This window comes from Pedobacter sp. BMA, assembly GCF_001027745.1.
In the GTDB taxonomy this organism is placed as follows: Bacteria; Bacteroidota; Bacteroidia; order Sphingobacteriales; family Sphingobacteriaceae; genus Pedobacter.
In genome coordinates, this window is the sequence record NZ_LECU01000005.1 from 283,582 (window position 1) to 308,854 (window position 25,273).

27 protein-coding genes are annotated in these 25,273 nt (G+C 39.4%); 13 read left to right on the forward strand and 14 right to left on the reverse strand.

Annotated features, from left to right (window positions below; all coding sequences use genetic code 11):
* Positions 1 to 33: 33 nt before the first annotated feature.
* Together AB669_RS10725 and folK are read right to left on the reverse strand one after the other, a co-directional pair.
* Complete coding sequence (locus AB669_RS10725) at positions 34 to 411, reverse strand: Hpt domain-containing protein (RefSeq protein WP_047799302.1); 378 nt, start codon at positions 409 to 411, stop codon at positions 34 to 36.
* 17 nt (positions 412 to 428) lie between these two features.
* Positions 429 to 935: a 2-amino-4-hydroxy-6-hydroxymethyldihydropteridine diphosphokinase gene (gene folK, locus AB669_RS10730; protein WP_047799303.1), complete on the reverse strand. Its 507-nt coding sequence runs from the start codon at positions 933 to 935 to the stop codon at positions 429 to 431.
* A gap of 38 nt (positions 936 to 973) precedes the next feature.
* Between folK and sppA the strand changes: the two genes are divergently transcribed.
* Positions 974 to 2,740 (forward strand): signal peptide peptidase SppA, encoded by a 1,767-nt coding sequence (gene sppA / locus AB669_RS10735; RefSeq protein ID WP_047799304.1) that lies wholly within the window; start codon positions 974 to 976, stop codon positions 2,738 to 2,740.
* Positions 2,741 to 2,804: 64 nt separating this feature from the next.
* Here the strand turns inward: sppA and AB669_RS10740 are convergent, their stop codons facing one another.
* Complete coding sequence (locus tag AB669_RS10740; protein ID WP_047799305.1) at positions 2,805 to 3,431, reverse strand: hypothetical protein; 627 nt, start codon at positions 3,429 to 3,431, stop codon at positions 2,805 to 2,807.
* An 87-nt stretch (positions 3,432 to 3,518) separates the two neighbouring features.
* On the opposite strand from AB669_RS10740, the gene AB669_RS10745 reads away from it, so the two are divergent.
* The 6 genes from AB669_RS10745 to murA all read left to right on the forward strand — a co-directional run bounded on the left by AB669_RS10745 (position 3,519) and on the right by murA (position 9,752).
* Entirely contained in the window at positions 3,519 to 5,195 is a 1,677-nt protein-coding gene (locus tag AB669_RS10745) for a DNA polymerase/3'-5' exonuclease PolX (RefSeq protein WP_047799306.1), read from the forward strand.
* Between the two features lie 115 nt (positions 5,196 to 5,310).
* On the forward strand, positions 5,311 to 5,913 hold the full coding sequence (locus AB669_RS10750; protein ID WP_047799307.1) for a DUF4254 domain-containing protein: 603 nt from the start codon (positions 5,311 to 5,313) through the stop codon (positions 5,911 to 5,913).
* 22 nt (positions 5,914 to 5,935) lie between these two features.
* The gene (locus AB669_RS10755; protein WP_047799308.1) at positions 5,936 to 6,967 is read left to right on the forward strand and encodes a glycosyltransferase family 9 protein; all 1,032 of its coding nucleotides are present in this window, start codon (positions 5,936 to 5,938) and stop codon (positions 6,965 to 6,967) included.
* A complete protein-coding gene (locus tag AB669_RS10760; RefSeq protein ID WP_047799309.1) occupies positions 6,960 to 7,457 on the forward strand; it encodes a histidine phosphatase family protein in 498 nt (165 codons plus the stop codon). Before AB669_RS10755 ends, AB669_RS10760 begins: the two co-directional genes overlap by 8 nt.
* A 183-nt stretch (positions 7,458 to 7,640) precedes the next feature.
* On the forward strand, positions 7,641 to 8,333 hold the full coding sequence (locus AB669_RS10765; RefSeq protein WP_047799310.1) for a DUF4290 domain-containing protein: 693 nt from the start codon (positions 7,641 to 7,643) through the stop codon (positions 8,331 to 8,333).
* Between the two features lie 93 nt (positions 8,334 to 8,426).
* Positions 8,427 to 9,752: a UDP-N-acetylglucosamine 1-carboxyvinyltransferase gene (gene murA, locus AB669_RS10770; protein WP_047799311.1), complete on the forward strand. Its 1,326-nt coding sequence runs from the start codon at positions 8,427 to 8,429 to the stop codon at positions 9,750 to 9,752.
* 95 nt (positions 9,753 to 9,847) lie between these two features.
* Here the strand turns inward: murA and AB669_RS10775 are convergent, their stop codons facing one another.
* The 7 genes from AB669_RS10775 to AB669_RS10805 form a co-directional block, all read right to left on the reverse strand.
* A complete protein-coding gene (locus AB669_RS10775) occupies positions 9,848 to 11,209 on the reverse strand; it encodes a pyridoxal-phosphate dependent enzyme (protein ID WP_047799312.1) in 1,362 nt (453 codons plus the stop codon).
* A gap of 171 nt (positions 11,210 to 11,380) precedes the next feature.
* Positions 11,381 to 12,475 carry a DNA-processing protein DprA gene (gene dprA / locus AB669_RS10780; protein ID WP_047799313.1) on the reverse strand — a complete coding sequence of 365 codons (1,095 nt, stop codon included), beginning with the start codon at positions 12,473 to 12,475 and terminating at the stop codon, positions 11,381 to 11,383.
* Between the two features lie 60 nt (positions 12,476 to 12,535).
* Entirely contained in the window at positions 12,536 to 12,802 is a 267-nt protein-coding gene (locus AB669_RS10785; RefSeq protein WP_053058371.1) for a hypothetical protein, read from the reverse strand.
* 136 nt (positions 12,803 to 12,938) lie between these two features.
* On the reverse strand, positions 12,939 to 14,402 hold the full coding sequence (locus tag AB669_RS10790) for a S41 family peptidase (RefSeq protein ID WP_047799315.1): 1,464 nt from the start codon (positions 14,400 to 14,402) through the stop codon (positions 12,939 to 12,941).
* Positions 14,403 to 14,407: 5 nt separating this feature from the next.
* Positions 14,408 to 15,013, reverse strand: a complete 606-nt coding sequence (locus AB669_RS10795; protein WP_047799316.1) for an HAD hydrolase-like protein — start codon at positions 15,011 to 15,013, stop codon at positions 14,408 to 14,410.
* A gap of 1 nt (position 15,014) precedes the next feature.
* Entirely contained in the window at positions 15,015 to 15,494 is a 480-nt protein-coding gene (locus tag AB669_RS10800; RefSeq protein WP_047799317.1) for a hypothetical protein, read from the reverse strand.
* Positions 15,495 to 15,554: 60 nt separating this feature from the next.
* On the reverse strand, positions 15,555 to 16,205 hold the full coding sequence (locus AB669_RS10805) for an ABC transporter ATP-binding protein (protein ID WP_047799318.1): 651 nt from the start codon (positions 16,203 to 16,205) through the stop codon (positions 15,555 to 15,557).
* A 176-nt stretch (positions 16,206 to 16,381) separates the two neighbouring features.
* Here AB669_RS10805 and AB669_RS10810 point away from each other — a divergent pair, with 176 nt between their 5' ends.
* From AB669_RS10810 to sucC, 5 genes are all read left to right on the forward strand, one after another.
* Positions 16,382 to 17,017 (forward strand): hypothetical protein, encoded by a 636-nt coding sequence (locus AB669_RS10810; protein ID WP_047799319.1) that lies wholly within the window; start codon positions 16,382 to 16,384, stop codon positions 17,015 to 17,017.
* Between the two features lies 1 nt (position 17,018).
* Positions 17,019 to 17,315 (forward strand): transcriptional regulator, encoded by a 297-nt coding sequence (locus AB669_RS10815; RefSeq protein WP_047799320.1) that lies wholly within the window; start codon positions 17,019 to 17,021, stop codon positions 17,313 to 17,315.
* A gap of 78 nt (positions 17,316 to 17,393) precedes the next feature.
* A complete protein-coding gene (locus AB669_RS10820; RefSeq protein WP_047799321.1) occupies positions 17,394 to 18,953 on the forward strand; it encodes a DUF4173 domain-containing protein in 1,560 nt (519 codons plus the stop codon).
* Between the two features lie 142 nt (positions 18,954 to 19,095).
* Positions 19,096 to 19,404, forward strand: coding sequence for a hypothetical protein (locus AB669_RS10825; RefSeq protein ID WP_047799322.1), 309 nt, complete (start codon positions 19,096 to 19,098; stop codon positions 19,402 to 19,404).
* 109 nt (positions 19,405 to 19,513) lie between these two features.
* The gene (sucC, locus tag AB669_RS10830) at positions 19,514 to 20,713 is read left to right on the forward strand and encodes an ADP-forming succinate--CoA ligase subunit beta (protein WP_047799323.1); all 1,200 of its coding nucleotides are present in this window, start codon (positions 19,514 to 19,516) and stop codon (positions 20,711 to 20,713) included.
* A 147-nt stretch (positions 20,714 to 20,860) separates the two neighbouring features.
* Here the strand turns inward: sucC and AB669_RS10835 are convergent, their stop codons facing one another.
* The 3 genes from AB669_RS10835 to AB669_RS10845 form a co-directional block, all read right to left on the reverse strand.
* Positions 20,861 to 21,073: a helix-turn-helix transcriptional regulator gene (locus tag AB669_RS10835; protein WP_047799324.1), complete on the reverse strand. Its 213-nt coding sequence runs from the start codon at positions 21,071 to 21,073 to the stop codon at positions 20,861 to 20,863.
* 14 nt (positions 21,074 to 21,087) lie between these two features.
* Positions 21,088 to 21,999: a DUF2975 domain-containing protein gene (locus tag AB669_RS10840; protein WP_082120650.1), complete on the reverse strand. Its 912-nt coding sequence runs from the start codon at positions 21,997 to 21,999 to the stop codon at positions 21,088 to 21,090.
* 88 nt (positions 22,000 to 22,087) lie between these two features.
* Complete coding sequence (locus tag AB669_RS10845) at positions 22,088 to 22,681, reverse strand: hypothetical protein (RefSeq protein ID WP_047799326.1); 594 nt, start codon at positions 22,679 to 22,681, stop codon at positions 22,088 to 22,090.
* A 370-nt stretch (positions 22,682 to 23,051) separates the two neighbouring features.
* Here AB669_RS10845 and AB669_RS10850 point away from each other — a divergent pair, with 370 nt between their 5' ends.
* Positions 23,052 to 23,912 (forward strand): RNA polymerase sigma factor RpoD/SigA, encoded by an 861-nt coding sequence (locus tag AB669_RS10850; RefSeq protein WP_047799327.1) that lies wholly within the window; start codon positions 23,052 to 23,054, stop codon positions 23,910 to 23,912.
* A gap of 414 nt (positions 23,913 to 24,326) precedes the next feature.
* Here the strand turns inward: AB669_RS10850 and AB669_RS10855 are convergent, their stop codons facing one another.
* A complete protein-coding gene (locus AB669_RS10855) occupies positions 24,327 to 25,187 on the reverse strand; it encodes an AMP nucleosidase (RefSeq protein ID WP_047799561.1) in 861 nt (286 codons plus the stop codon).
* Positions 25,188 to 25,273 lie beyond the last annotated feature (86 nt).

A 25,273-nucleotide genomic window follows, 5' to 3' on the forward strand; every position in this document is an offset into this window, starting at 1 on the left:
AAACTCACGACAAAAGATCTCTGTAAAACAATTTTAAAGCATTTTCGACTGCATTTCGGTTTTCGCCACCTCAAGCTGGATGTAAATCCCGTTCAGCAATTCTTTAAGCCGCTCAACATCTGCAGGAATCTGTTCTATGGCAAGCTGGTGTCGTGCATTGTCTTCAATGGCACTCACAAAATCCTTTACATCATTTCTTCCGATATAGCTAAATGTGGGCTTAATTTTATGGGCGCCATTACTCACCTTAACCCAGTTACCAACCAGCAAGGCTTGTTCAAGCTCCGCCAAATAAATGGGAGTTTGCTCCATAAATGTGTCGAAAACTTCAATCATAAAAGCTGGATTGTGACCAACCATTTCTGTGAGATATGATAAATCTAAGGGATGATTATCATAGTTATCCTGCATATTACAAATCTAATCAATTACAATTTGTTAACGTCTAACTGATCAGATATATTTTCGCTAATATCCAAAATAGTTTTTCCCAATACCGGATGGACAATATCTGGTGCAATTTCCGCAAGGGGCATCATCACAAACTTACGGCTCTGCATATGAGGGTGCGGAACCTGGAGTTTATCAGCAATATCAATAACTTCGTTTCCAAATAAAATCAGATCGATATCAATTAGCCTTTCGCCCCACTTATCCTTTCTCACCCGTCCCAAAACCTGTTCTATTTCCAAAGCTTTCTCTAAAACCTGAATGGCACTGAGCCGTGTTTTAACTGCCACAGCCTGATTAAGAAAAGAGGGCTGATCGGTTTTGCCCCAGGCAGCGGTTTCGTAACGGGAAGAAATCACCTCAATTTCCCCGATACCTTTTCCGATTAAATCTATCGCCTGGTCCAGATTTTCTTCTCTATTACCTAAATTTCCTCCCAGTAACAAATAAGCAATTGTGGACTCTAAATCCGTATTAAGCATCATGTATTTTTATATCTTTACTGCACAAAATTAACATTTAAATGAAAGATTTCTTCAAGTATCTATTTGCGTCCATGCTGGGTTTTTTCCTGTCTACGGTAATTATTTTCATTATCATTTTCGTAATCATTGTTGGAGCAATTTCTTCGATCGACAACGACAAAACCACAACGGTTTCAAACAACTCGGTACTGTTTTTAAACCTTGACCAGGCCGTGACTGAACGTACACCCAAAAACCCTTTTGGCAACCTGCCAATTGTTGGTGGCGATGAGAAAGAAGGAATTGGTTTGAATGATTTGTTGAAAGCCATTAAAAGGGCAAAAACAGATGATAACATCAAATGTATTTACCTGAATGTAAGCAGTCCGAATGCAGGCTTTGCCACCATGCGCGAAGTGCGAAATGCACTTATAGATTTCAAAAAATCGCACAAAAAAATTATCGCTTATAGCGAAGTATATACTCAGGGTGCTTATTATTTAGCTTCTGCTGCAGATAAAATTTACTTAAACCCGGAAGGTGCTTTAGAATTTAAAGGTTTTAGTTCTGAACTTACGTTCTTTAAAGGCACGCTGGAAAAGGTGGGTGTTGAAATGCAGGTGATTCGTGTGGGAAATTACAAAAGCGCTGTAGAGCCCTTTATTTTAGACAAAATGAGCGATTATAACCGTAAACAGGTAACCGCTTATGTGGGTGGATTATACAATACCTTCTTAACGGATATCGCACAGAGCAGAAGCATAGAAAAAGATAGCTTAAATAAAATTGCTGATGATTATAGGGTACAGCAGCCTCAGGATGCAGTAAATTTCAAAATGATCGACGCATTGAAATATAAAGACCAGATTATAGAAGAACTGAAAGGATTATCCGGAACAACAAGGGGTGAGAATATCCGTTCGGTTTCAATCAATGATTATGCAAAGAACAATACCGATACAGGTTCGGGGAAAGATAAAGTGGCCGTAATCTATGCCAATGGCGAAATTAACGGAGGTGAAGGGAACGACAACCAGATCGGTTCTGAACGCATTTCCAGAGCCATCAGAAAAGCGCGTTTAGATGAAGATATTAAAGCCGTTGTGCTTCGCGTGAATTCACCAGGTGGTAGTGCGCTTGCATCAGACGTGATCTGGAGAGAAATTGTATTGACCAGGAAAGAAAAACCGGTTATTGCATCCTTTGGTGATGTTGCCGCATCAGGCGGGTATTACATTGGCTGCGCAGCTGACAGTATCTTTGTTCAACCGAATACCATTACGGGTTCCATTGGGGTATTTGGCATTATTCCAAATTTCCAGAACCTGATGACCAATAAACTTGGAATTACTTTCGACGGTGTGAAGACTGGTAAATACGCAGATATTATGGCCACCAACCGCCCAATGACAGCAGGCGAAAGGTTCATTATTCAAAACCAGCTAAACCGGGTTTATGATGGATTCATCACCAGGGTAGCAAACGGAAGAAAGAAAACCAAAGCCTATATCGATAGCATTGGAGGCGGACACGTTTGGATTGGCACTGACGCTGTTCAAATTGGTCTGGCAGACAGAATCGGAAGCTTTAATGATGCAATTAAATCAGCCGCTAAAAAAGCAAAACTTAAGGAATATAAAGTAGCTGAATATCCTGATGTAGTTGATCCTTTGAAATCATTAATGGATGAAGGTACAGACCGTATTAAAACCTTCTACACCAAACAGGAACTAGGAGATAATTATATGCTCTATCAACAAATGAAGAAAGTGATGGCCAGCTCAGGGATTCAGGCAAGAATGCCATTTGAAGCCATAATTAAATAATTTGAGATGAAAGATGTGAGATGATGCCATACAGGCGTACAATCTCACATCTTCCAATTGAACCCTATTCCACTCTCTTCCATTCGGGGTGTAGTGTGAGATAGGTTGCGTTCACAGACTGATTCATTGGATGAACGGTTAAGCCAATGCTCTTTCCTTTCAAAAACTCAAAACCAATTCCATCCTGTTTGGCATCATAAACGGTCACTGTGTCATTATTCTGATTTAAATAAACCGATAGTTTTTCCATTCCCGGAAACTTCAGCTTTGTATCAGCCTCCGATTGACCGGTAGTAAATCCATCCTGGGTTTTAAACTTTCCCGATGTGATCCGCACCTGCTTTACATCTTTGATTCGCATGGTGGTATCTTTATAAGAAGAGTACACAGCAATTTCGTCTCTCATACCCCCGGTAGAATCGTTGCTGTACCAGATGCCCCAGGCCTTACCCATAGCAGCATCGCCCGCATCCGGTTTACCTAAAATCTTACCAACGCTTTCCACATCTTCCCCCAAAGAAATCTCACCCACGGAGCGCCCCGGAACTATTAAAAACCTTTCGTCAACTATTTTGCCCGGACCCGATTCAATGCTGGCAATCGAATCCTGTTTATGCTCAGCATTTTTACCAGACTGACAGGCAGTAAAAATCGCGCATACACTCAGCAGGAAAGTTTTTACCAATTTCATAATTGTAGAACAACACTTTAGCAAATTCTGTTTGAAAAAATAGTACGCAAGAATATTTTAGCGCTTTATTTTATAATTTTACAGCTTATGGAAAATAAAACCATCGCCCGTACGCTGCGCTTGTTGTCTCAACTAATGGAGTTGCACGAAGAGAATCCTTTTAAAATAAAATCGATTGCAAATGCCTATTTCAAGGTAGATAAACTACCTTTCCAATTGAAAGATAAAGCCATTGATGAGATCGATAAAATTGATGGAATCGGGAAAAGCCTTGCTGCAAAAATTACAGAGCTGCTACAAACGGGCGAACTTCAGGAACTGAAAGATATTGTTCAGCAAACACCGGAAGGCATTATCGAAATGCTGGGAATAAAAGGAATCGGTCCGAAAAAAATACTTATTATATGGCGCACACTCTCCATTGAAAGCATTGGAGAACTCTATTATGCCTGTAACGAAAACCGTTTAATTGAGGCAAAAGGTTTTGGTTTAAAAACCCAGGAGGAGATTAAAAAGGCGATAGAATTTAAACTTGCAGCCAATGGCAGATTTCTTTATGCACAGGTTGAGCGTTTTGCCAACTCATTATTTGCCGACTTATCTGAATGGTTATTAACATACGATGCCCAATATGCACTTGGCTTTGCCGGCCAGTACCGCCGTGCCTGCGAAATTATCGACGAACTGGAATTTGTAATCGGGACTGACCAGCTTTCAGAAATAAAGGCAGGCTTCGCTTCATTTACACCGTTATCGCTCATCGCCGCCGAAGATGCTTTTATTACTACTACTGAAGCCGGGCTGAGAATCAAGCTTACGCTTGCAGATAGTGCCGGATTCCATTTTGCGTGGTTTAAACAAACCGGAAATCCGGAACATGTAGAAAAAGTACTGGCGCAAGCCGGAAATGGCCCTTTTCAAAGCGAACTGGAGATTTATACCGCAGCAGGTTTGAGTTATATTGAGCCCGAGCTAAGGGAAGATTTTGATGAATTAGTTTTGGCGAAAGAACACAAACTCCCAGACTTAATTACCTATAAAGATTTGAAAGGCACGCTTCACAATCACTCAACCTGGAGTGATGGGGTGCATACACTGGAGCAAATGGCCTTATACTGTAAAAATGAGTTAAACTTGCAGTACCTTGGTATCTGCGACCATTCAAAAACTGCTGTATATGCCAAAGGATTAAATGAACAACGCGTTTTTGCTCAACAGCAGGAAATTGATCAGTTAAATGAAAAGCTTGCTCCTTTCAAAATATTTAAAGGCATCGAGAGTGATATCCTGAGCGATGGTTCTTTGGATTACGCGGATGAGGTACTTAAAACCTTTGATTTTGTCGTTGCCTCTGTGCACAGCAATTTAAGAATGGATGAAGAAAAGGCAACCTCGCGTTTACTTAAAGCCATTGAAAATCCATATACGACAATATTAGGCCATCCAACAGGCCGCCTGCTGCTCAGCAGGGCTGGTTATCCGATAGACTATAAAAAAATAATCGATGCCTGCGCGGCAAACAAAGTTGTGATTGAAATTAACGCCAACCCATTAAGACTGGACCTTGACTGGCGTTGGCATCGTTATGCTCTGGAGAAAGGCGTATTACTGTCGATCAATCCAGATGCCCACCGTACCGAAGGATTCCAAGATATGCATTACGGAACTTTAGTGGCGCGAAAAGGAGGTTTAAGCGCCGATAAATGTCTGAACGCTTTTTCGCCGGAGGAGATTACGACGTATTTTAAACAAAAGAAAGTTTAACAGCAGATGTGCAGAATAATGGAACATTGTAATCATAATTACGCGCAGTAGAGAAATTTGTGAATCTGCAGTATAACACCAGTTCAATCTGTTATAAAAAATATAACTTTGCCCCATGATAAGTGAAATTGCCAACCATATATTTAATCAAGTTATTTCAGATTACCACCGGTTCGATGATATCGACCATCCGGTAGAAAACCCCTACGATGCGGAAAGTCTGGAGCATCTGTTCTATATCAAAAACTGGATAGATACAGCGCAATGGCATATGGAAGATGTAGTACGCAATCCCACCATCGACCCGGTAGAAGGTTTAAGCTGGAAACGGCGCATTGATGCTCAAAACCAGGTACGCACAGATATGGTTGAATTTATTGATGGCTATTTCTTAAATCTTTATCAGGGAATTGAGGCTTTGCCAGATGCAACAATCAACACCGAAAGCCCTGCGTGGGCAATCGACAGGCTTTCTATACTCGCTCTAAAAATATACCACATGCAGGAAGAAGCGGAACGAGAAAGCGCCTCTGCTGAACATCGGGCACAATGCCAAAACAAACTCAACATATTATTATCACAGCGCGATGATTTATCGACCAGTATCGACGAATTGCTAAAAGATATTGAAGCTGGAAAAAAGTACATGAAGGTTTACAAGCAAATGAAGATGTACAACGATCCGAGTTTAAATCCGGTTTTATATAAAAAAAGCTAATTTGATCGGTATATAAGTGAATATGGCAACACCCCAGAAAATTATCGTTTTACGTTTTTCGGCCATGGGCGATGTCGCTATGGTAGCTTCTGTTTTAAAAACTTTCGCAGCACAAAACCCATCTGTAGAAATAGTAATGGTTAGCCGTGAGGGGTTTAAGCCTTTTTTTGATGGCATCGAGAACCTTACATTCCATGCCATTCAGCCTAAAACCCTACATAAGGGAATTGACGGACTATTTAAACTGTACCAGGAACTTAGAAAGTACAAACCCACGGCAATTGCTGATTTACATGATAATTTAAGAAGCAGGGCAATTTCTACTTTTTTTCGTTTAACTGGTATCAGAATTAAAAGGATAAATAAAGGCAGGGCAGAAAAAAAAGCATTGACCCGCACCAAAAACAAGATATTCAGGCCATTAAAACACACGGTAGAACGTTATGCCGATGTATTCCGCGAACTGAAATTTGATGTCAGCCTCAATTATCAGCTTAAAAAAGATCCGCAGCAGCTTCCGGTAAAAGCACAAGCATTCTTTGAAAACAACAAAACAAAAAAGATAGGCATAGCCCCCTTCGCACAGCACATTTATAAAGTCTATCCCCTGGATAGCATGGAAAAAGTGATTGCTTCTCTTAGCGCATTGGGCTATGATCTCTTTATTTTTGGTGGTGGAAAGTTTGAAAAAAGCGTTGCTGAAGAATGGGCTTCAACCTATTCCAATACCTACAATTTAATTGGAACGTTCAATCTAAGTGAAGAACTTGCCATCATTTCAAACCTCGACCTCATGGTGAGCATGGATTCATCAGGAATGCACATGGCTTCACTAGTTGGCATCCCCGTGGTTTCAATCTGGGGACCCACCCACCCGTATGCAGGTTTCCTCGGCTACGGACAAGCAGAAAGCGATTGCATACAAGTAGAACATCCTGCAAGGCCAAATTCTATTTATGGAAACAAACCATGCATGTGTGGTGTTCACAGTAGTATGGATTTAATTGATCCTGAAACAATTGTAAACAAAATTAAGCAAAAACTAAATGGCTAAGCAATTATTGTTGGTTCGGCACGGAAAGTCGGACTGGGGGAACTTAGATTTAAAAGATTTCGACAGGCCTCTAAATAAGCGCGGAAAAGAAAATGCCCCCGAAATGGCAGAAAGGTTACTAAACCGTGGAATTAAATTTGACCTCATGGTGAGTAGTCCTGCCAAACGTGCAAAATCCACAGCAAAATTCTTTGCTGAAGCATATCAGTTTGAAGATATACAATACCAAGATTCCATTTACGAAGCCAATACCGCTACCCTTTTAAAGGTGGTAAACGGTCTCGACGATTCGGCAGATACCGTGATTATGTTTGGCCATAATCCGGGTTTTACAGACTTTGCCAACGAGCTGAGTGATGCAGACATCTACAATATTCCAACGGCAGGGGTTGTTTCCATCCGGTTCCCTTTCGAATCCTGGAAAATGGTAAGCAAGGGAACAGGGACACTTGTTTTCTTTGACTATCCGAAAAACAGTGATGAGATATAATCAATGCAGAACAGGCCACATTATCAATCAATATTAATCTTTGGCTAAAGATATTTTTCTTACCTTTGAGTATATAAAACGAAAGTCCGGCAATTAGACATTTCGGTGAATTCATAACCTCATCTCCTTTGGTTATTTCATAATTCGTATCGCCGGAATATTATCCATTAATTTATTTTGAACATGAATTTCGACTATAATACTACGCGAAGCCATCTGATTTTATCAGAATACGGCCGCAACGTTCAAAACATGGTGAAGTATATCTGCGAATTGCCCACCATTGAAGAACGAAATAAATATGCACAGGCAGTAATTGATTTAATGGGGTTTTTACAACCACATTTAAGAGATGTTGCCGATTTTAAACATAAGCTTTGGGACCATTTGCACATCATCTCAGGCTATCAGATTGATGTGGAAAGCCCTTATCCTAAACCCCTGCCCGAAAATGCTTTTAAAAGACCGGAGCCTCTGCCCTATCCTCAGCGAAGGATTACCTATAAACATTATGGTAAAACTGTTGAAGGACTAATTGAAAAAGCCATGGCCGAACAGGATATGGAACGCAGGAAAGTAATGGTGCAGGGAATTGCCAATTTTATGAAAATGGCTTATGTTACCTGGAACAAAGACAATGTATCGGATGAAACAATCATAAAAGATTTAAGTTATTTATCTGGCGGGATGTTGAGGCTTGATGAAGGCGTTAACCTGGCCAAAGTTGAGTTCAGAGCTCAAAATCCACGTCAAAATACCAACAACAATAACCGCGGGCGGAATAATAATAACAACAACAACGGTAAAAACCGCCAGAATAATAGTAACAACAATAATAATAACCGCGGAAGAAATAACAACAAACCCAAATATTAGAGGAAAGGTAAATGGCAGAAGGTGGAAGGCGGAAGGTTGAGTACCCGCCCGATCTGAATACTTGATACTTTATACTAAATACTAAAAAGATATATGAACGCATTTGAAATAACAGGCGGAATTAAATTAAAAGGCGAAATCACTCCTCAAGGCGCCAAAAACGAAGCTTTACAGATTTTATCGGCTGTATTATTAACCCAAGAGAAAGTGACCATCAGCAATATCCCCGATATTAAAGATGTTAACAAACTTATTGAATTGCTTGGCGATTTAGGGGTGATTGTAGAAAGGATAAATAAAGACACCTATACCTTCGAAGCAAAAAACATTGACCTGAATTTCTTCGAGTCTGAAACTTTTAAAGCTAAAGGTGGAGGTCTTCGTGGTTCGATCATGATCGTTGGTCCGCTATTGGCTCGTTTTGGTAAAGCGGCCATCCCTAAACCTGGTGGTGATAAAATCGGGCGTAGAAGGTTGGATACCCACTTCATTGGTTTCGAAAAGCTCGGCGCTAAATTTGTTTATGACAGCAAGAAAGCATTTTTTAATGTAGATGCCACCAATTTGCAAGGTGCATACATATTACTGGATGAAGCCTCAGTTACAGGAACTGCAAATATTGTTATGGCTGCAGTTTTAGCAAAAGGTACAACCACCATTTACAATGCGGCCTGTGAACCTTATTTACAGCAACTTTGCAAAATGCTCAACCGCATGGGTGCAAAAATCTCTGGTATTGGCTCAAACTTACTTACCATCGAGGGGGTAAAAGTTTTAGGCGGAACAGAACACAGAATGTTGCCCGATATGATCGAAATTGGTTCATTTATCGGTTTAGCCGCAATGACTGAATCGGAAATTACCATCAAAAATGTGTGCTATGATGAACTTGGCGTAATTCCTGAAGTATTTAAAAAACTGGGTATTCATCTGGAACGCAGAGGCGATGATATTTTCGTTCCTTCACAAAAACATTATGAGATTGACACTTTTATCGACGGATCAATATTAACCATTGCTGACGCACCATGGCCAGGGTTTACACCAGACTTATTAAGTATCGTACTGGTTGTGGCTACACAAGCCAAAGGAAACGTCCTAATCCATCAAAAAATGTTTGAGAGCCGTTTATTCTTCGTCGACAAATTGATCGACATGGGCGCTCAAATTATCCTTTGTGATCCGCATCGTGCAACGGTAAATGGTATTGACAAAAAATATAAACTTCGCGGAATCAGCATGACCTCTCCTGATATCAGGGCCGGAGTGTCATTGTTAATCGCTGCTTTATCTGCTGAAGGTAAATCGACCATCTACAATATCGAACAAATCGAGCGTGGTTACCAGGATATTGATACGCGTTTACGTGCCCTTGGCGCGCAAATTAAGCGTGTAAATGCAGATGCACCAAGCCACTAATCAAAAAAGCTTAGAGGCAGGATTATAACGTAAAACGCCCGGCTGAAATATTCACCCGGGCGTTTTTTATGGCTGTTAATGTACACCAGTAATCATTAACCAGATATCGCATTGATAATATCATACTGCGTAATAATTTCTATTTTCCCTGCCTCATCCTCTACCAGTACAGCTGAGTTTTCCTTATTGATCAGCGACGAAATCTTATCTATAGAAGTGTTCAAATCAACAAAGGGAAAGGTAGCGGTCATAATCTCTGATATCGGTGCAGATTTTAGTCCGGGGTTTTCTAGCAAAGCCGATAAAATGTCGCTTTCAGCAATTTTACCTACAATCATTCCCTGCTGTGTAACCGGAATCTGAGAAATATTCATCGACTTAATGGTATTGATGGCTTCCAATACAGATTTGGTGGCATCCAGCGTAACAATTTCTGTAGTTTCCTTTTTCGCCAGGATCGACTTGGCTGTTAATTTTTCATCCTTCAAAAACCCGCGCTCGCGCAGCCAGTCTTCATTGTACATTTTCCCCATGTAGCGGCTTCCATGATCATGGAAAATAACTACAACTACATCTTCAGGTTTCAGCTTATCTTTCAACTGAATTAGCCCACCAATAGCCGCACCAGCTGAATTCCCTACAAAGATGCCTTCCTTGCGTGCAATGTCGCGTGTCATCAGGGCTGCATCCTTATCAGTTACCTTTTCAAATAAATCAATGACATCGAAATTTACGTTTGCAGGTAGAAAATCTTCTCCTATCCCTTCTGTAATGTATGGGTAGATTTCATCCTTATCAAAGATTCCGGTTTCCTTATATTTTTTGAAGACAGATCCGTAGGTATCAATACCCCAAATCTTAATATCAGGATTTTTTTCTTTTAAATATTTACCGGTACCAGAAATGGTACCTCCGGTGCCTACACCTACCACCAGGTGCGTGATTTTACCTTCCGTTTGCGCCCAGATTTCAGGGCCCGTTTGCTCATAGTGTGCCTGCGAATTGGCCAGGTTATCATATTGATTGGGCTTCCATGAATTCGGAACTTCCCGCTCTAAACGAGAGGAAACAGAATAGTATGACCGTGGATCTTCAGGCTCAACGTTTGTCGGACAAACAATTACCTCGGCTCCAAAGGCCCTTAAAGCATCAACTTTTTCTTTTGATTGTTTATCAGTTGTCGTAAAAATACATTTATAGCCTTTAATAATAGCAGCCATAGCAAGCCCCATTCCGGTATTACCCGATGTTCCCTCGATAATTGTTCCGCCGGGTTTTAGTTTTCCGCTCCGCTCTGCATCTTCAATCATCTTAACCGCCATACGGTCCTTAATGGAGTTACCAGGATTCGTAGTTTCTATTTTTGCCAGGATAGTTCCCGGAACACCTTTAGTAATTGTATTTAATTTCACCAATGGCGTATTACCAATGGTTTCGAGAATATTATTGTACCACATGCAACAAAATTAAGCAAAGGCATTAAGTATTTTATAAACTATATTTTATTTAAAACATAATTTTGAAAATTGCAATTATATAGAATTTTATTACATAAACTACAATTTTAATAGGCATTATAGATTGATTATTGGGCAAAATACATTATCATTTTTTCCAGCCTGTACCTACTAAGCTAACTTGTAAACCTTGCCTGGCAAGGATACAATGATTCCCTGCATCTCCAGCGTAAGGATAACAATGGCCAGTTTACTTTGCTGAATATTTAACACGCGCGCTAATTCATCTATTGCAAGCTGTCCTTTAGACAATGCTGCGATAACTGCCTGTTCGTTAGCAGTAAGGTTAATTTGCAGGCTCATCTGGGTATGCTGTGTGGTCTCATTCAACTGGTCATCCCAGCCGAGATAATAAACCAGGTCTTTCGCATGATTAATCAGCGCTGCTCTGTTGGTTTTAATCAGAAAGTTACACCCTTCAGAAAACACATCATTTGTTCTGCCCGGAAAAGCGTATACATCCTTGTGATATGAATTGGCTATTTCTGCCGTGATTAGTGCACCACCTTTAATTGAAGCCTCCACAACGATGGTTGCATCGGCAATGCCGGCAATGATGCGGTTACGTTTAGGGAAGTTCTGCCGGTCGGGATTAGTTTGGGTCGGAAATTCAGATAACAATCCTCCATTGAGAACCATTTTCTGAGAAACGCTTTTATGAATCTGAGGATACAAACGGTCCAGACCATGCCCCAGTACACCCACTGTGGAAATGTGATGACGAAGGCATTCTTTATGTGTAGCAACATCAACACCGTATGCCAGACCACTTATAATTAAGACGTTATAGGGAGCCAGCACTTCACATAACTGTTTACACAACATTTTGCCGTAGTCTGTAGCATTGCGGGTGCCCACGATGCTGATGATTCGGGAGTGATTAAAATTTACAGTGCCTTTAAAATAAAGCAAAACCGGGGCATCAGAACAATTTTTCAACCTTTGGGGATAGTTTGAATCTGTATAAAAAAGCACTTCGATTCCGTGCTTTTCAACAAAAGCGAGTTCCTTTTCTGCCCTTTTCAAGGCATCGGTGTTCAGAATGGCATCAACCATTCTCTCGCCAATACCAGGAATCTTTAAAAGCTGCTTTCTGGATGCAGAGAAAACCTGTTCTGCGCTACCACAGTGTACCAGTAAACTCCTGGCGCTCACGGGTCCGATAAATTTAATAAAGGTTAAAGCAATTTTATGTAAGGTGCTCATTAATATTTCAGGCTAAGGGTTAAATAAATGCGGGATGATTTATTTTCCTTAAAGAGCTACCTAAAAGTCGATATCGATTAAGCTTTTTATTGGAATATGAATATTGTTTTTTAACTGAATAAATTTCTCTGTTACCGACCAAACAGTTGTATCAACTTTTTTCGGACCAATCGTTGTATTAAATGTAATGATGGCTTTAGATTTAAACTCGTTTCCCAGCCGTTGTGCTTCTTCTAATTTGCTTTTAAGTTCAGTTCCGTGATCTTCGGTAGCATTTACAATGTTCAGGTAGCCTATATGTTCTTTTTCTACAATTTCTATTGGCATAATTCTCTTTAACGATTAAGGTTAAACAAGCTTATTAAATTTTTGCTTAAAAAGCAACCTTTATAAACACATTTTTCGTAACAAAAAAGAAAAAAAAACCAGCGCTTTTTGCGCTGGTTTTAATAAGTTTATTGATTTACTTATTTAGTTTTAATTTCCTCGTTTCAACCATCCCTTTAAATTCATGGTCAAGTTTTTCGGCCGCATTATCTGATAAAGCACGTGATAAACCCGAAGTACTACTGATCGTATTATCTTTTACATAAGAGGTAAAAATGCCATTTGCAGAGTAATTCAAGGCCTGTGCTAAAAGCCGCTCAGCCGGATCGCCGAAATCTTTCGTCACATCATCTGCGATATCCTTGTCGACCGTCATCCCGTTAAAATACCCGCCTTCATTGTTTTGGTTTTTAGTTTCAAACTGAGGGATGTACAAATCATTTTTATCAATGTGTATGGCAAAGAAACCAACAGGTTTACCATATGTTGTTTTACCAATCAATTTCACGTCCATCACAGGCTTCAGGTTATTAATCAATAACTCACTGGCCGAAGCCGTGCCGTTCAACACCAGAAAGTATACCCGGTTCAGCGTATTTAAAGTTCCTCTTTTAGTAAAAACTTCCTGATTTCCCGCAGCAGCTGTAGGTTGATAATCATAATCAAAGTATGAGTACAATCGGGTCACCCCATCGGTACCTTTGGCATAGAATTTCTGATTTTGAAGAATCGTTGCGGCTTTATCCTGCATCGTTTTAGTCCAGTATGTCGTGTACATCACCTTTCCGTTTTGCGAAGCCGGAGCAATGAGGTTGGTAAATGCCTCTGATGTGGCTACCGAACCTCCGCCATTGTAACGTAAATCCACCACCAGTTCAGTGATGCCATCATTTGCAAACTGAGCAAATGCAGCATCCAGCAAAGTAGCTGAATTGGTTGTAAAGCTGTTGAATACGATATACCCAACCTTTTTTGCCCCTACGGTATAGGTGTGACTATAAAGCACAGGATTAATATTGTAACTTGCTTTAGACAACGTGACATCCTGCGAGGTACCATCGGGCTTGGTAACGGTTAAAGAAATTGAGGCTGCTGTGCCAAAAACTGCGTTCACAATATAACTGATGTTAGCATCACTTGTAGAGATCGCAGTACTTCCGTTAATTTTGGTTATCCGGTAACCCCTCTTCAGCCCCTGTCCAGCTGCCGGAGAGCTGGCATAAACATATTTTATTCGAAGGTCATTTGCATCATTAAAAAAAACGGAGAAGCCAAAATCACCGGCAACGCCTCCCAGTTCACTGGCAACAGTACCATCATCAATAAAGGAATACTTATCTTTACCACCTGTACTTGGCAAGGCCTTTATTGCGGTGAGGATAGCACTATTTGAGCTATATTTCCGGGGATTGAAATTAGCATAACTGGGCATTCCTGAATTCCAGTAATAGGTTTGCTGCGCATACAGATAAATAGAATCTTTGGTTAGCTCTTCGCGGCTGGGACCTTCCGATTTCGATTTTTTACAAGATGAAGCAGCAACCAGTAATAGCAGCATCACACTCCAGATCGTATGCTGAGATAAAAACTTTTTTGACATAGGTTTTAGTATATTTCTGATGATACAATATACGCCAAATTACTCAATTCAGATTGTGTTTCATCATATTTATTCGCACCTACAACCAGCACACTTTCGGCGGCTAACTCATTCGCTAAAAGTATATTATTAAATATTTCGTACTTGGGTATCTTAAGCTCATCTTCGAAATAAACAGTTAGGTAGTTCTCCAGCCCATTCCACTCTGTCTGCTTTATTTTATTCAACTGCTGAACCGGGTTTCCGGCGGTAACGATAAATATTTTCTTCCGGTCTACCACCAGTTCCTGCATAAATTGCAGCACATTCTGATAAAGCAAAAGCTTTAGTGGCAATCTGGCATTTTCATGAAGCAGCTCAAAGTTGTGCCTGTATTTCAGGTCTATATCAAATGCTGTCGATGTTTTTTCAAAAAGTTCAACAGCTCCATTATTTTCAAATTCAGCACGCATGAAATCCAGTATGGGCGATGCCGGCTTTTGCTCTGAATATTCTATAAATTGAGCAAACAGATAGTAAACCTGTAGTAAATAATCTTTCTCCGGATACAATACATTATCGAGCTCAAAGATAACGAGGCCTTTATCTGCTATATTGGGATGGCTATTCATGTTATAGGGTAAATAAAGTTAACTTTTCGTCAGCATCATTATAGCCAAACACACCATTAATTTCATCGCTTTGCTTCACAAAAATCTCCTTACCGCTGGCAAAAATGCACTCCCCTTTAATGAAAATAGCGAAATTTTGAAAGGTGTTTTTCTCTGCCAAAAGGTATTGATTCAGTTCTTCAGCCGGAGGCGTTAGCACCCCAATGCCGTATTCATCAAAAAGGACTGATGATTTCGCCAAAGGCTCTACTTCAAAATGATGAAGTGGTAGAACAGCATCTATAGCTTCGGTAATACAAAAATTAAGCAAAATATGAGCAATGCTATCCATATTCAGCATACCTAGGGATTTAAAAGCATAATGTGCTGTCGAGATAGCAGCTACTTCGCCGTAATCGGCTAACAGAACAAAGTGGCTTGGAAAGGCCTTCATGATTTTTAAGGCTTTAGCGTTATTGCCACCTGTAATTAATATTTTCAAAACGTATTATTTTTGATGAATGACTGATTTGTATCGGAATATTGAAGAGGGTAAATAGGCTTAAACAATTAACCCGTCTTTCATACTCACAACCCGGTCGCCGGTTTTAGCCAAATGTTCATTATGAGTAACAATAACAAAAGTTTGCTGGAAATTGTCCCGCAGAGAGATGAACAATTGATGCAGCGCAGCAGCATTTTCCGAATCCAGATTACCTGAAGGTTCATCGGCCAGAACGATAGTTGGATTGTTAATTAAAGCCCGTGCTATTGCTACCCGTTGCTGTTCTCCACCCGAAAGCTGATTAGGCTTATGCTGAGCCCGGTCGGCAAGGCCAAACAAATCCAATAATTCCAGCGCACGGATTTCTGCCTGCTTTTTATTTGTTTTGGCTATAAATGCCGGAATACATACATTTTCAATGGCACTAAATTCGGGCAAGAGGTGATGAAACTGAAAAACAAAGCCAATATTCTGATTCCTGAAAGCACTAAGTAAATCACCATGAAGCTTGTTAATTACTGTCCCTTTGAGGGCTACGGTACCCTGGTCAGGTTTATCCAGTGTGCCCAATATATGTAAGAGTGTGCTCTTTCCTGCACCGGATGGCCCGATAATGCTTACAATCTCCCCTTTTTGTACTTCGAAATCCACACCTTTTAATATCTGGAGATTTCCATACGATTTAGTAATACCACTGGCTTTTAGCATGGTTCAAATTTACTAAAAAAGCTGAAAGACTAAAGGAGAAACAGTAAAGTACTAGCATATTCGTGCTACCTTGAAATTGCCGCAAAATTGCTTAATCCCTTACATCAGAAAAAGTTAAAATAAAATTTGGAGTTATCAATTTCTTATTTAACTTTGAAAAACAAAGCACTTTTAAAATGAACAGCTCAGAAGAACAGTTAAATGCGTTGAAAGACATCAGACAAATGATGGACAGGTCATCCCGGTTTATTTCTTTAAGCGGCTTATCGGGTGTTTTTGCCGGTGTTATAGCTTTAATTGGTGCTTATTTCGCCAATGATGAAATTAATAAATTCGTGAATAACCGTGGATATGGCTATGGTATAAGCGGAGAAATGGATCTGGAGTTCAACCTCATCAAACTAGGTGTTTTCGTTTTAATCATTGCTTTGGCCGGGGGAATATTGTTCACCTACAGAAAAAGTCAGAAAAATAACCTCCCCATCTGGGATAAGACTTCTAAATCTTTACTGATCAACTTATTTACGCCACTGGCGGCAGGTGGCCTGTTTATCATTGCCCTGCTGATTAATCACCCTAATACCTACAGCATTATAGCGCCAACATGCCTGGTTTTTTATGGTCTTGCACTTATTAACGCCAGTAAATATACTTATAGCGACATTAAATATCTGGGTTATTGTGAGGTTGTGTTAGGCCTTGTATGCATGTTTAACACAGGTTATGGCTTGTATTTCTGGGCTTTCGGTTTTGGTATATTACACATCGTTTACGGTCTTTTAATGTATTTTAAATACGAGAAAGGCAAATAATATGAAAAATCCGATAGCAGAATTAAATAAGATTTTCGACAGCCGGATCAGGTTGGGTGTGATGTCTATTTTGGTGGTGAATGATGAATTTGCCTTTAATGACTTAAAGCAAATGCTCGAGCTTACTGATGGCAATCTGGCTTCGCACCTCACCACACTTGAACAGGCTGAATTCATCAAGGTGCATAAAGGATTTATTGGCAGAAAAACCAGCACCACCTACTCTATTACTATGCTGGGAAGGCAGGCCTTTAAAGCACATCTGGATGCCCTCGAAAAAATGATTAAGAAACTATAGCCTATTTTTTTTGACTAATTACTTTGAAATACAAAGCACTTTTAATAAACACAAATCCTTATACCTCATAAACTTAATATGAATACAATAACAAATAAATCGAACTTTTTACTGCTATCTGCCTTATTTGGCGCTTTGTTGTTTAGCTTAATATTCTGGCAAGAGCGGCTGGCATTAAACCTGCTTATCTACACTGCCTTTCTAACTACCGTTACCTGGCTCAATACCGACGTAGCCAAAACCCCTAAATTTTATTTCTTCGCAGCTGCACATCTGCTGGCTGCTATCCTTGTTGTAATCAATAACTCTTTCCTGAGTTTAGCCGCCTGCTACGTCAGTCTGGTCATTTTTATTGGGTTTAGTCATAACCAGCAAATCAGAACCGTATTCACTGCTTTTTTGGCAACAATTTTACAAATGATTACCGTCCCTTTCAATACGGTTCGAAATCTTAGTGAAATTAACATAGGTCGTTTTAACCTGAAACCGCTTTTCAAACTCATCAAGTATGTGTTTATCCCTTTTATTATCTTCTTTATTTTTGCTTGCCTGTACTCCGCGGCAAATAGTGTTTTTGCCCACTATGGCGAAGCTTTGTTAACCAGCTTCGGCAATTTCTTTACAAACATTTTTGGTTTCCTTTTTACCGACCTGAGCTTTCCACGGTTTATGCATTTCTGCTTTGGGTTAGTGCTCACCAGTGCCTTCGTTTTTACTTTTTTCAACAAGGGGCTCCAGACTTTTGAATTGAAGTTTAAAGAAGATCTGTTACGGCTGAGAAAGAATATCAGGCAAAAAACAATCTGGTTCGAAGTAGTCAGCACATTCAGTGGCAATCTGCTCACCCGCAAATTGGCGCTTAAAACTGAGTTTATCTCCGCCTTGGTTTCATTTAGCGTATTAAATCTGCTATTGTTGTTTTTAAACGCCATTGATATTACCACGCTTTGGTTTGGGTATACCCCTTCGGGAAATTTCTCTGCCGATTTGCACGACGGCACCAACACCCTGATTTTTAGCATTCTACTTGCCATGCTTATCATCATTTATTTCTTTAGAGGAAATCTCAATTTCTATAAAAAAAGCAAAACGCTTAGGTTACTTACCTATATCTGGATAGTTCAGAACGCTTTACTGATTGTCTCTGTACTGATCAGGGATGGTTATTACATTGAATTCTATGGATTAACCCACAAAAGAATCGGAGTATTGGTTTTTGCACTGCTATGTAGTATTGGACTGATCACCGTATATGTAAAAGTTGCCCGTCAAAAAACGTTTTTCTTTCTGCTTAAAATTAATGGCTACATCTGGTTTATTCTGCTATTAGCTTTCAGCACGATCAATTGGGATGTTTTCATTGCAAAATACAATCTGTCAAGAGCCGATTCGATCACCCTTGATGCCGGATACCTGCTTTCACTATCCGACAAAACATTGCCTGAATTGGATAAAAACAGGTCGAAACTCATCTCAACAGACGGCAACAACGCTTTTTACCCAAAGCAGTTGGATGAAAGGATTGGCTACTTCAAAGAACGCTACCAAAGTTTCAATTGGGTATCCTGGAATTTACCGGATTGGAGAACGGCTAAATATTTCAGTGTTCACAAAAACCAAAAGGGAATACAACGATAGCTATTTCACTTTCTATACAATGATCTGTCGCCTTTGCCCCTTTGCTATAGTTTTAGTTTGTCCCGGCGCCCAGTGCACCGGGGCTGGCAAAGGTTTAACGCGTAAGCAATAATTTCAAAACAAAACATTAAATTTAAATATCATGAGAAATCAACAAAGACTTCAGGGAAGCAAGCTAAGGATCACGATTATCTTGGCAATAACAGCAGTTTTGCTAAGTATCCCTCTCATTGCCATGCAATTTACAAATGAAGTTAAATGGACGCCTTCCGATTTTGCGGTGGCTGCCATCCTGCTCTTAAGTACTGGTATTGCCATAGAACTGGTTATCAGAAACCTGAGACCAGGTACGACCAGAACAATTATGCTGATTGTGATCCTGATCTCCCTGTTCCTGATCTGGGCAGAACTCGCTGTGGGTATCTTCGGTACACCCTTTGCCGGAAGTTAAACAACCCAATTCGAAGATTAACACAAAACGTTCATTTTATCGAAAAAATCGGAAATTACTATTTGTTTAAAGCCTTTAGAATTGTAGCTTTGGGCAAATTTTGTAGCAAATGAATATTCACGAATACCAGGGTAAACAAATATTAAAAAGTTTCGGTGTTAACGTTCAAGAAGGAATCGTTGCCGATACGCCTGAGCAAGCTGTTGAGGCTGCTAAGCAATTGAAAATTGACTATAACTCTGACTGGGTTGTAATTAAAGCGCAAATCCATGCAGGTGGCCGCGGTAAAGGTGGTGGTGTTAAATTAGCCAAAAACCTTGATGAAGTTAAACAGCGTGCAACTGATATTATCGGAATGCAATTGGTTACACCTCAAACTGGTCCGGAAGGAAAATTGGTGAACAAAATTTTAGTTGCTCAGGATGTTTATTATCCAGGCGCTTCTGAAACTAAAGAATTCTACATTTCAGTATTGCTGGATCGTGCGGCTGGCCGTAACATCATCATGTACAGTACCGAAGGTGGTATGGATATCGAAGAAGTTGCTGAGCATACACCTCACTTAATCTTCAAAGAAGAAATTGACCCTAAAGTTGGCTTACAAGGTTTTCAGGCCCGTAAAATAGCTTTTAACTTAGGTGTTAGCGGAAATGCTTTCAAAGAAATGGTGAAGTTCGTTTCAGCATTATACAAAGCTTATGAAGCTACAGATTCTTCAATGTTTGAAATCAATCCTGTATTGAAAACATCTGATGATAAAGTAATTGCGGTTGATGCTAAAGTAAATTTAGATGAAAACGCTTTATATCGTCATGCTGATTACGCTGCAATGCGTGATGTTTCAGAGGAAGATCCAATGGAAGTTGAAGCAAGCGCATCTAACTTAAACTTTGTTAACCTTGACGGTAACGTAGGTTGTATGGTTAACGGAGCTGGTTTAGCAATGGCTACTATGGATATTATAAAGTTAGCTGGGGGCGAGCCTGCAAACTTCTTAGACGTAGGTGGAACTGCAAATGCACAAACAGTTAAAGCGGCTTTCAATATCATTTTGAAAGACCCGAATGTAAAAGCAATACTAATTAACATCTTCGGTGGTATTGTGCGTTGCGACCGTGTTGCTCAAGGTGTAATCGATGCTTACAAAGAAATCGGAAACATTCCTGTGCCAATTATCTGTCGTTTACAAGGTACTAACGCTGCTGAAGCCAAAGCATTAATTGACGAGTCAGGCCTTCAGGTTTACTCAGCAATCGCTTTAAAAGAAGCTGCTGATTTAGTAACTAAAGTATTGGCTGAACAAGCATAGTCTAAAGCCAATATAAAATATATTGAAAAGCCTTTCAGATAACCTGAAAGGCTTTTTTTTTGTAGATGCTAAGTGAATATTAACGCTGGCACCTTTTTGAATAGAGCCACATGAAAGTCTTGGCCGAAAAAGCCTATTTATAGGCTATTAAAGCTGATCAGCCCTGAATTCGAGAATATCCCCCGGCTGACAGTAGAGCACCCGACAGATGGATTCTAATGTCTCCAGCCTTATTGCCTTGGCCTTACCTGTCTTTAAAATAGATAAATTAGACATGGTAATCCCTACCCGCTCACTTAACTCAGTAAGTGACATTTTTCTTCGGGCAAGCATTACATCTAAATTAATAATGATGGGCATATGATCTGGCTAATTTAAACAGTTAATTCGTTTTCTTCTTTCAAAGCCTTACCTTTTTTAAATGCACGGTAAAGTACGGCGAAGAAGATTCCGGCAACGATCAGGCTGAAATCTGTACTGGAAAACTTTTTTAAAAAAACCAAACCAACGGATAGTTCTTTATTATAGACAACATACAGAACGAGTGCTACCAAATACGGGAATAACACAGTCAAAAAGCAACTTAGCGATATAAGCAAGAGTCTGAGTATGTTATATTCTTCAAATATGCGATTAAGGGAAACAGCAATTAAAAACCTGATAAATAATACAATCCCAAATAACATTACAAAAAAAGAAATGATCACTATTATCCAAAGAAAAGTATTGGCTATTAGTTTTTGATACGGTTTCTGAAGGGGGAGTAAAATCTGTTTTTCCCTGAGATCATATTTGAACCCAACCTCCCGATCTTCATATCGATATTTAAAATGGTGTTTTGATATCTTAGTAATAATCGGGTACCTGATAAATGATTTCCCACCTTTACTATGATAAATCGTAGCATCAAAGTGATCACTGCCTATAATAAAGCCCCAATCCTTTGTGGTTAAATAGGTCGTTTTAGCAGCCTGAGTGCTATCCTGATATTCATAAATTCCAAATGATTCGACGCCTTGCCCGCCTGATGATAAAAGATTGGCTTGCTGAATTTCTTTTTTTCTTTTAATATAGTTAACCTGGTTTTGCAGGTGGATGATACTGTCTTGCATTAAATCGAAATCTGCCCGCTCTGACGGCATTTCATAACTAGCCCAATCGTCATTACTAGCCTGAACACCCGTTTTATAAGATAATGTGGTCCACATCAAAAGAAAAAACAGGACAATTATGACAGTAACAACAATTGCGTCAAGCACGATGTATTTTCTGGAAACTAATTTCATTTTTCTTTATTCTTGAGTATACATTAATTTATTTTTATATTTTTCGAGCTTACGGGGTCAATCCATATGACCGGTAAAAAATATTAATCTATATCGTTAAATCATTTTCTTCTTTAAGTTTTTTGGAATAAGACAGTAGCGACGAAATAACCCTTTCAATCACGATTAGAATTAGAATGGTGAGTTCTATATCGAAAGATTCTATTTTCGGGGCGCCAAAGCGGTAATTGGTCAAACTGAGGATGTACCGATCAATTGCAACCATAAAGAGCGCCTTCAACACCAGGTATAAAGCAAGACTGATAAACACAAATTTCCCCAGTCCCTCTTCAGATAGTTTTGCAAGCGTCGCGGGTTTTCGCCTCACCAAAAATAAAATAGTCCCGCCTAGGATTATGCAAAACGTAACTAATGACCATCTATTACTGCCACTATCATTTGACAGTATAAACATCTGTATGAAGGTTGGCTTAAATTCATACCTCCCAATGTGTAAATCTGTAAATATGGCACCGTCTATATGCCTGACTATCCGCTCAGGATTTTTCTCCATAACGTTTATTGCAATTTTAGCTTCATTATCGTCAATACACGTTCTAACTAAATTGGAAACAATAGTAAGGAAAGCCAGAAGTAAACAGGCCCTGCCTGCATACATGAAAATTTTTAATATCCTATCCATCTATAAATAACTGTCGTAAAAGCTTGGTTTGTTTTTGTATTGTACTCATCGAAATCAAAATATGATATTGTGAATTGATTTTTGGGAAACGTCATCATTCTATAATTATTTATACAACAAACATAAAATAAAATATATTAATATTCAAAATATATTTATTGAAATACAATAAATATTATGTACGAATCAATAATTACTGTAGACCCACGTCAAAATCTCATTAAAACTAAATTGGAATGATTTTTGTTACAAGTAAAACTGTAAAGAAGTTGTGCAAACAGTAACATTTTCAGCATTTTATCCTTTCGGATTAGTGTACAATTTCGTAACTTTGCAAACTCAATAATTAAAGAGCACACAAAACGTATAAATGAGACAACTCAAGATAACGCAATCCATTACCAATCGCGAAAGTCAATCTTTAGATAAATACTTACACGAAATTGGTAAAGTAGACTTAATAACAGCAGAAGAGGAAGTAATTTTAGCAAGAAAGATTCGTGAAGGCGACCAGGCTGCATTAGAGCGATTAACTAAAACTAACTTGCGTTTCGTTGTATCTGTTGCAAAACAATATCAAAATCAGGGATTAACGTTAGGCGATTTAATTAACGAAGGTAACTTAGGTTTAATTAAGGCTGCGCGTCGTTTTGATGAGACTAAAGGTTTCAAATTCATTTCTTACGCTGTTTGGTGGATTCGTCAGTCTATTTTACAGGCCATTGCAGAACAAAGCCGTATCGTACGTTTACCATTAAACCAGGTTGGATCATTAAGCAAGATCAGTAAAGCTTTCTCTAAATTAGAGCAGGAATACGAACGCGAGCCTTCTCCTGAGGAACTGGCAGATATTTTAGAAACAACTGTTGATAAGATCTCTGATACGCTAAGTAACTCTGGCCGTCACGTATCAATGGATGCCCCGTTTGTTCAAGGTGAAGAAAATACACTATTGGACGTATTGGAAAACCATGAGCCAAATACAGATAGTTCATTAATCAATGAATCGTTATCAGAAGAGATTAAACGTTCTTTATCTACCCTAACAGAAAGAGAAAGAGAAATCATTGTATTGTTCTTTGGACTGGGATCAAATCACCCTTTATCATTAGAGGAAATCGGAGAGAAATTCAATCTTACACGTGAACGTGTTCGTCAGATAAAAGATAAAGCGCTTCAACGCTTACGTCATACTTCAAGAAGTAAAATATTAAAATCTTACTTAGGTTAAGATAAACTTCCTGCAAAAACTTAAAAAGGAATCGATAAATATTGATTCCTTTTTTTTTGTGCCATCCTGGAAGATTGGATGTGTTTAGTCCCATCCGTGGCGGCTGTTTGACACGAGCTTGAAAGGGAATCGACAGGCCGTTAACAGGGATTTGCCCCTACTAACCCCCTATTAACCCCGTGTTAAGCCCCTATTAACCCCCTGGTAACCAATACGGCTGGCGCGCGGTGAATTTCTGATCAGAAAACCTGATATTACACCCAGAATAGATAAGAAAAAATGCCGCTTTCAGTGATGATAGAAACTTTCTTTGAGCAATCAGACAGACAATACCGTTGCGGACAAAAATCTAGGGACAAAAAAAAAGACCAGCTAATGCTGATCTGTGATAGAAATACTTTCGTATTCAACGTGCTAAAACAACAGGTGTTTCACCGTTAATCCATTATTGATTAATTGTTTTAACGAATCGATACCAATCCTTAAATGCGTTTCCACGTATTTTTCGGTTACACTACTATCGCTTTCAGCAGTTTTAACACCTTCAGGAATCATCGGCTGATCAGATACTAGCAATAAAGCTCCAGCGGGAATTTTATTTGCGAATGAAGTGGTAAAAATCGTAGCAGTTTCCATATCAACCGCCATGGCCCTCAACGTTTTCAAATACTTTTTAAATTCTTTGTCGTGCTCCCAAACCCTGCGGTTGGTGGTATAACATGTTCCTGTCCAGTAATCGCGTCCATGATCACGAATAGTGGTCGAAATGGCTTTCTGTAACGCGAAGGCTGGCAATGCCGGAACCTCAGCAGGCAAATAGTCATTCGATGTTCCTTCTCCTCTTATAGCAGCAATTGGCAGAATCAGATCTCCAAGCTGGTTTTTCTTCTTCAAACCTCCACACTTACCTAAAAACAATACTGCTTTGGGTTTAATGGCTGTTAGTAAATCCATCATAGTAGCCGCTAGCGGACTTCCCATTCCGAAGTTGATGATGGTAATGCCATTTGCAGTTACACTTTGCATGGGCTTATCCAATCCCATTATAGGCGCATTATCATTCCATTCAGAAAACATGGTTACATATTTACTAAAGTTCGTTAACAGGATATAATCACCAAACTGATCCAGCGGACGTCCGGTATAACGCGGAAGCCAGTTTTTTACAATCTCATCTTTCGACTTCAGTCCTGCTTTAACCGGACTTTCTACTTCTTTTACTTTTTTTGTCTGGGCGACTATGGCATCTTTTTTTACATCTTTTTCTTCATTCATAATTTCAGGTTTAGAGCTTTGCGGAGCGCTTAGCATTAACAAATACTATATTACAAAAAATCCTTCCCGATGTGGGGAAGGATTTG

Bases quoted from the DNA above. Each gene is read 5' to 3' on its own strand.
- AB669_RS10755 (WP_047799308.1), top strand. From the start codon at position 5,936: ATGGCAACACCCCAGAAAATTATCGTTTTACGTTTTTCGGCCATGGGC.
- AB669_RS10740 (WP_047799305.1), bottom strand. From the start codon at position 3,431: ATGAAATTGGTAAAAACTTTCCTGCTGAGTGTATGCGCGATTTTTACT.
- AB669_RS10805 (WP_047799318.1), bottom strand. From the start codon at position 16,205: ATGCTAAAAGCCAGTGGTATTACTAAATCGTATGGAAATCTCCAGATA.
- AB669_RS10855 (WP_047799561.1), bottom strand. From the start codon at position 25,187: ATGAATGAAGAAAAAGATGTAAAAAAAGATGCCATAGTCGCCCAGACA.
- AB669_RS10850 (WP_047799327.1), top strand. From the start codon at position 23,052: ATGAGACAACTCAAGATAACGCAATCCATTACCAATCGCGAAAGTCAA.
- AB669_RS10750 (WP_047799307.1), top strand. From the start codon at position 5,311: ATGATAAGTGAAATTGCCAACCATATATTTAATCAAGTTATTTCAGAT.
- sppA (WP_047799304.1), top strand. From the start codon at position 974: ATGAAAGATTTCTTCAAGTATCTATTTGCGTCCATGCTGGGTTTTTTC.
- dprA (WP_047799313.1), bottom strand. From the start codon at position 12,475: ATGAGCACCTTACATAAAATTGCTTTAACCTTTATTAAATTTATCGGA.
- AB669_RS10725 (WP_047799302.1), bottom strand. From the start codon at position 411: ATGCAGGATAACTATGATAATCATCCCTTAGATTTATCATATCTCACA.
- AB669_RS10820 (WP_047799321.1), top strand. From the start codon at position 17,394: ATGAATACAATAACAAATAAATCGAACTTTTTACTGCTATCTGCCTTA.
- AB669_RS10785 (WP_053058371.1), bottom strand. From the start codon at position 12,802: ATGCCAATAGAAATTGTAGAAAAAGAACATATAGGCTACCTGAACATT.
- AB669_RS10765 (WP_047799310.1), top strand. From the start codon at position 7,641: ATGAATTTCGACTATAATACTACGCGAAGCCATCTGATTTTATCAGAA.
- AB669_RS10760 (WP_047799309.1), top strand. From the start codon at position 6,960: ATGGCTAAGCAATTATTGTTGGTTCGGCACGGAAAGTCGGACTGGGGG.
- sucC (WP_047799323.1), top strand. From the start codon at position 19,514: ATGAATATTCACGAATACCAGGGTAAACAAATATTAAAAAGTTTCGGT.
- AB669_RS10790 (WP_047799315.1), bottom strand. From the start codon at position 14,402: ATGTCAAAAAAGTTTTTATCTCAGCATACGATCTGGAGTGTGATGCTG.
- AB669_RS10840 (WP_082120650.1), bottom strand. From the start codon at position 21,999: ATGAAATTAGTTTCCAGAAAATACATCGTGCTTGACGCAATTGTTGTT.
- folK (WP_047799303.1), bottom strand. From the start codon at position 935: ATGATGCTTAATACGGATTTAGAGTCCACAATTGCTTATTTGTTACTG.
- AB669_RS10825 (WP_047799322.1), top strand. From the start codon at position 19,096: ATGAGAAATCAACAAAGACTTCAGGGAAGCAAGCTAAGGATCACGATT.
- AB669_RS10810 (WP_047799319.1), top strand. From the start codon at position 16,382: ATGAACAGCTCAGAAGAACAGTTAAATGCGTTGAAAGACATCAGACAA.
- AB669_RS10795 (WP_047799316.1), bottom strand. From the start codon at position 15,013: ATGAATAGCCATCCCAATATAGCAGATAAAGGCCTCGTTATCTTTGAG.
- AB669_RS10815 (WP_047799320.1), top strand. From the start codon at position 17,019: ATGAAAAATCCGATAGCAGAATTAAATAAGATTTTCGACAGCCGGATC.
- AB669_RS10745 (WP_047799306.1), top strand. From the start codon at position 3,519: ATGGAAAATAAAACCATCGCCCGTACGCTGCGCTTGTTGTCTCAACTA.
- AB669_RS10775 (WP_047799312.1), bottom strand. From the start codon at position 11,209: ATGTGGTACAATAATATTCTCGAAACCATTGGTAATACGCCATTGGTG.
- AB669_RS10835 (WP_047799324.1), bottom strand. From the start codon at position 21,073: ATGCCCATCATTATTAATTTAGATGTAATGCTTGCCCGAAGAAAAATG.
- murA (WP_047799311.1), top strand. From the start codon at position 8,427: ATGAACGCATTTGAAATAACAGGCGGAATTAAATTAAAAGGCGAAATC.
- AB669_RS10845 (WP_047799326.1), bottom strand. From the start codon at position 22,681: ATGGATAGGATATTAAAAATTTTCATGTATGCAGGCAGGGCCTGTTTA.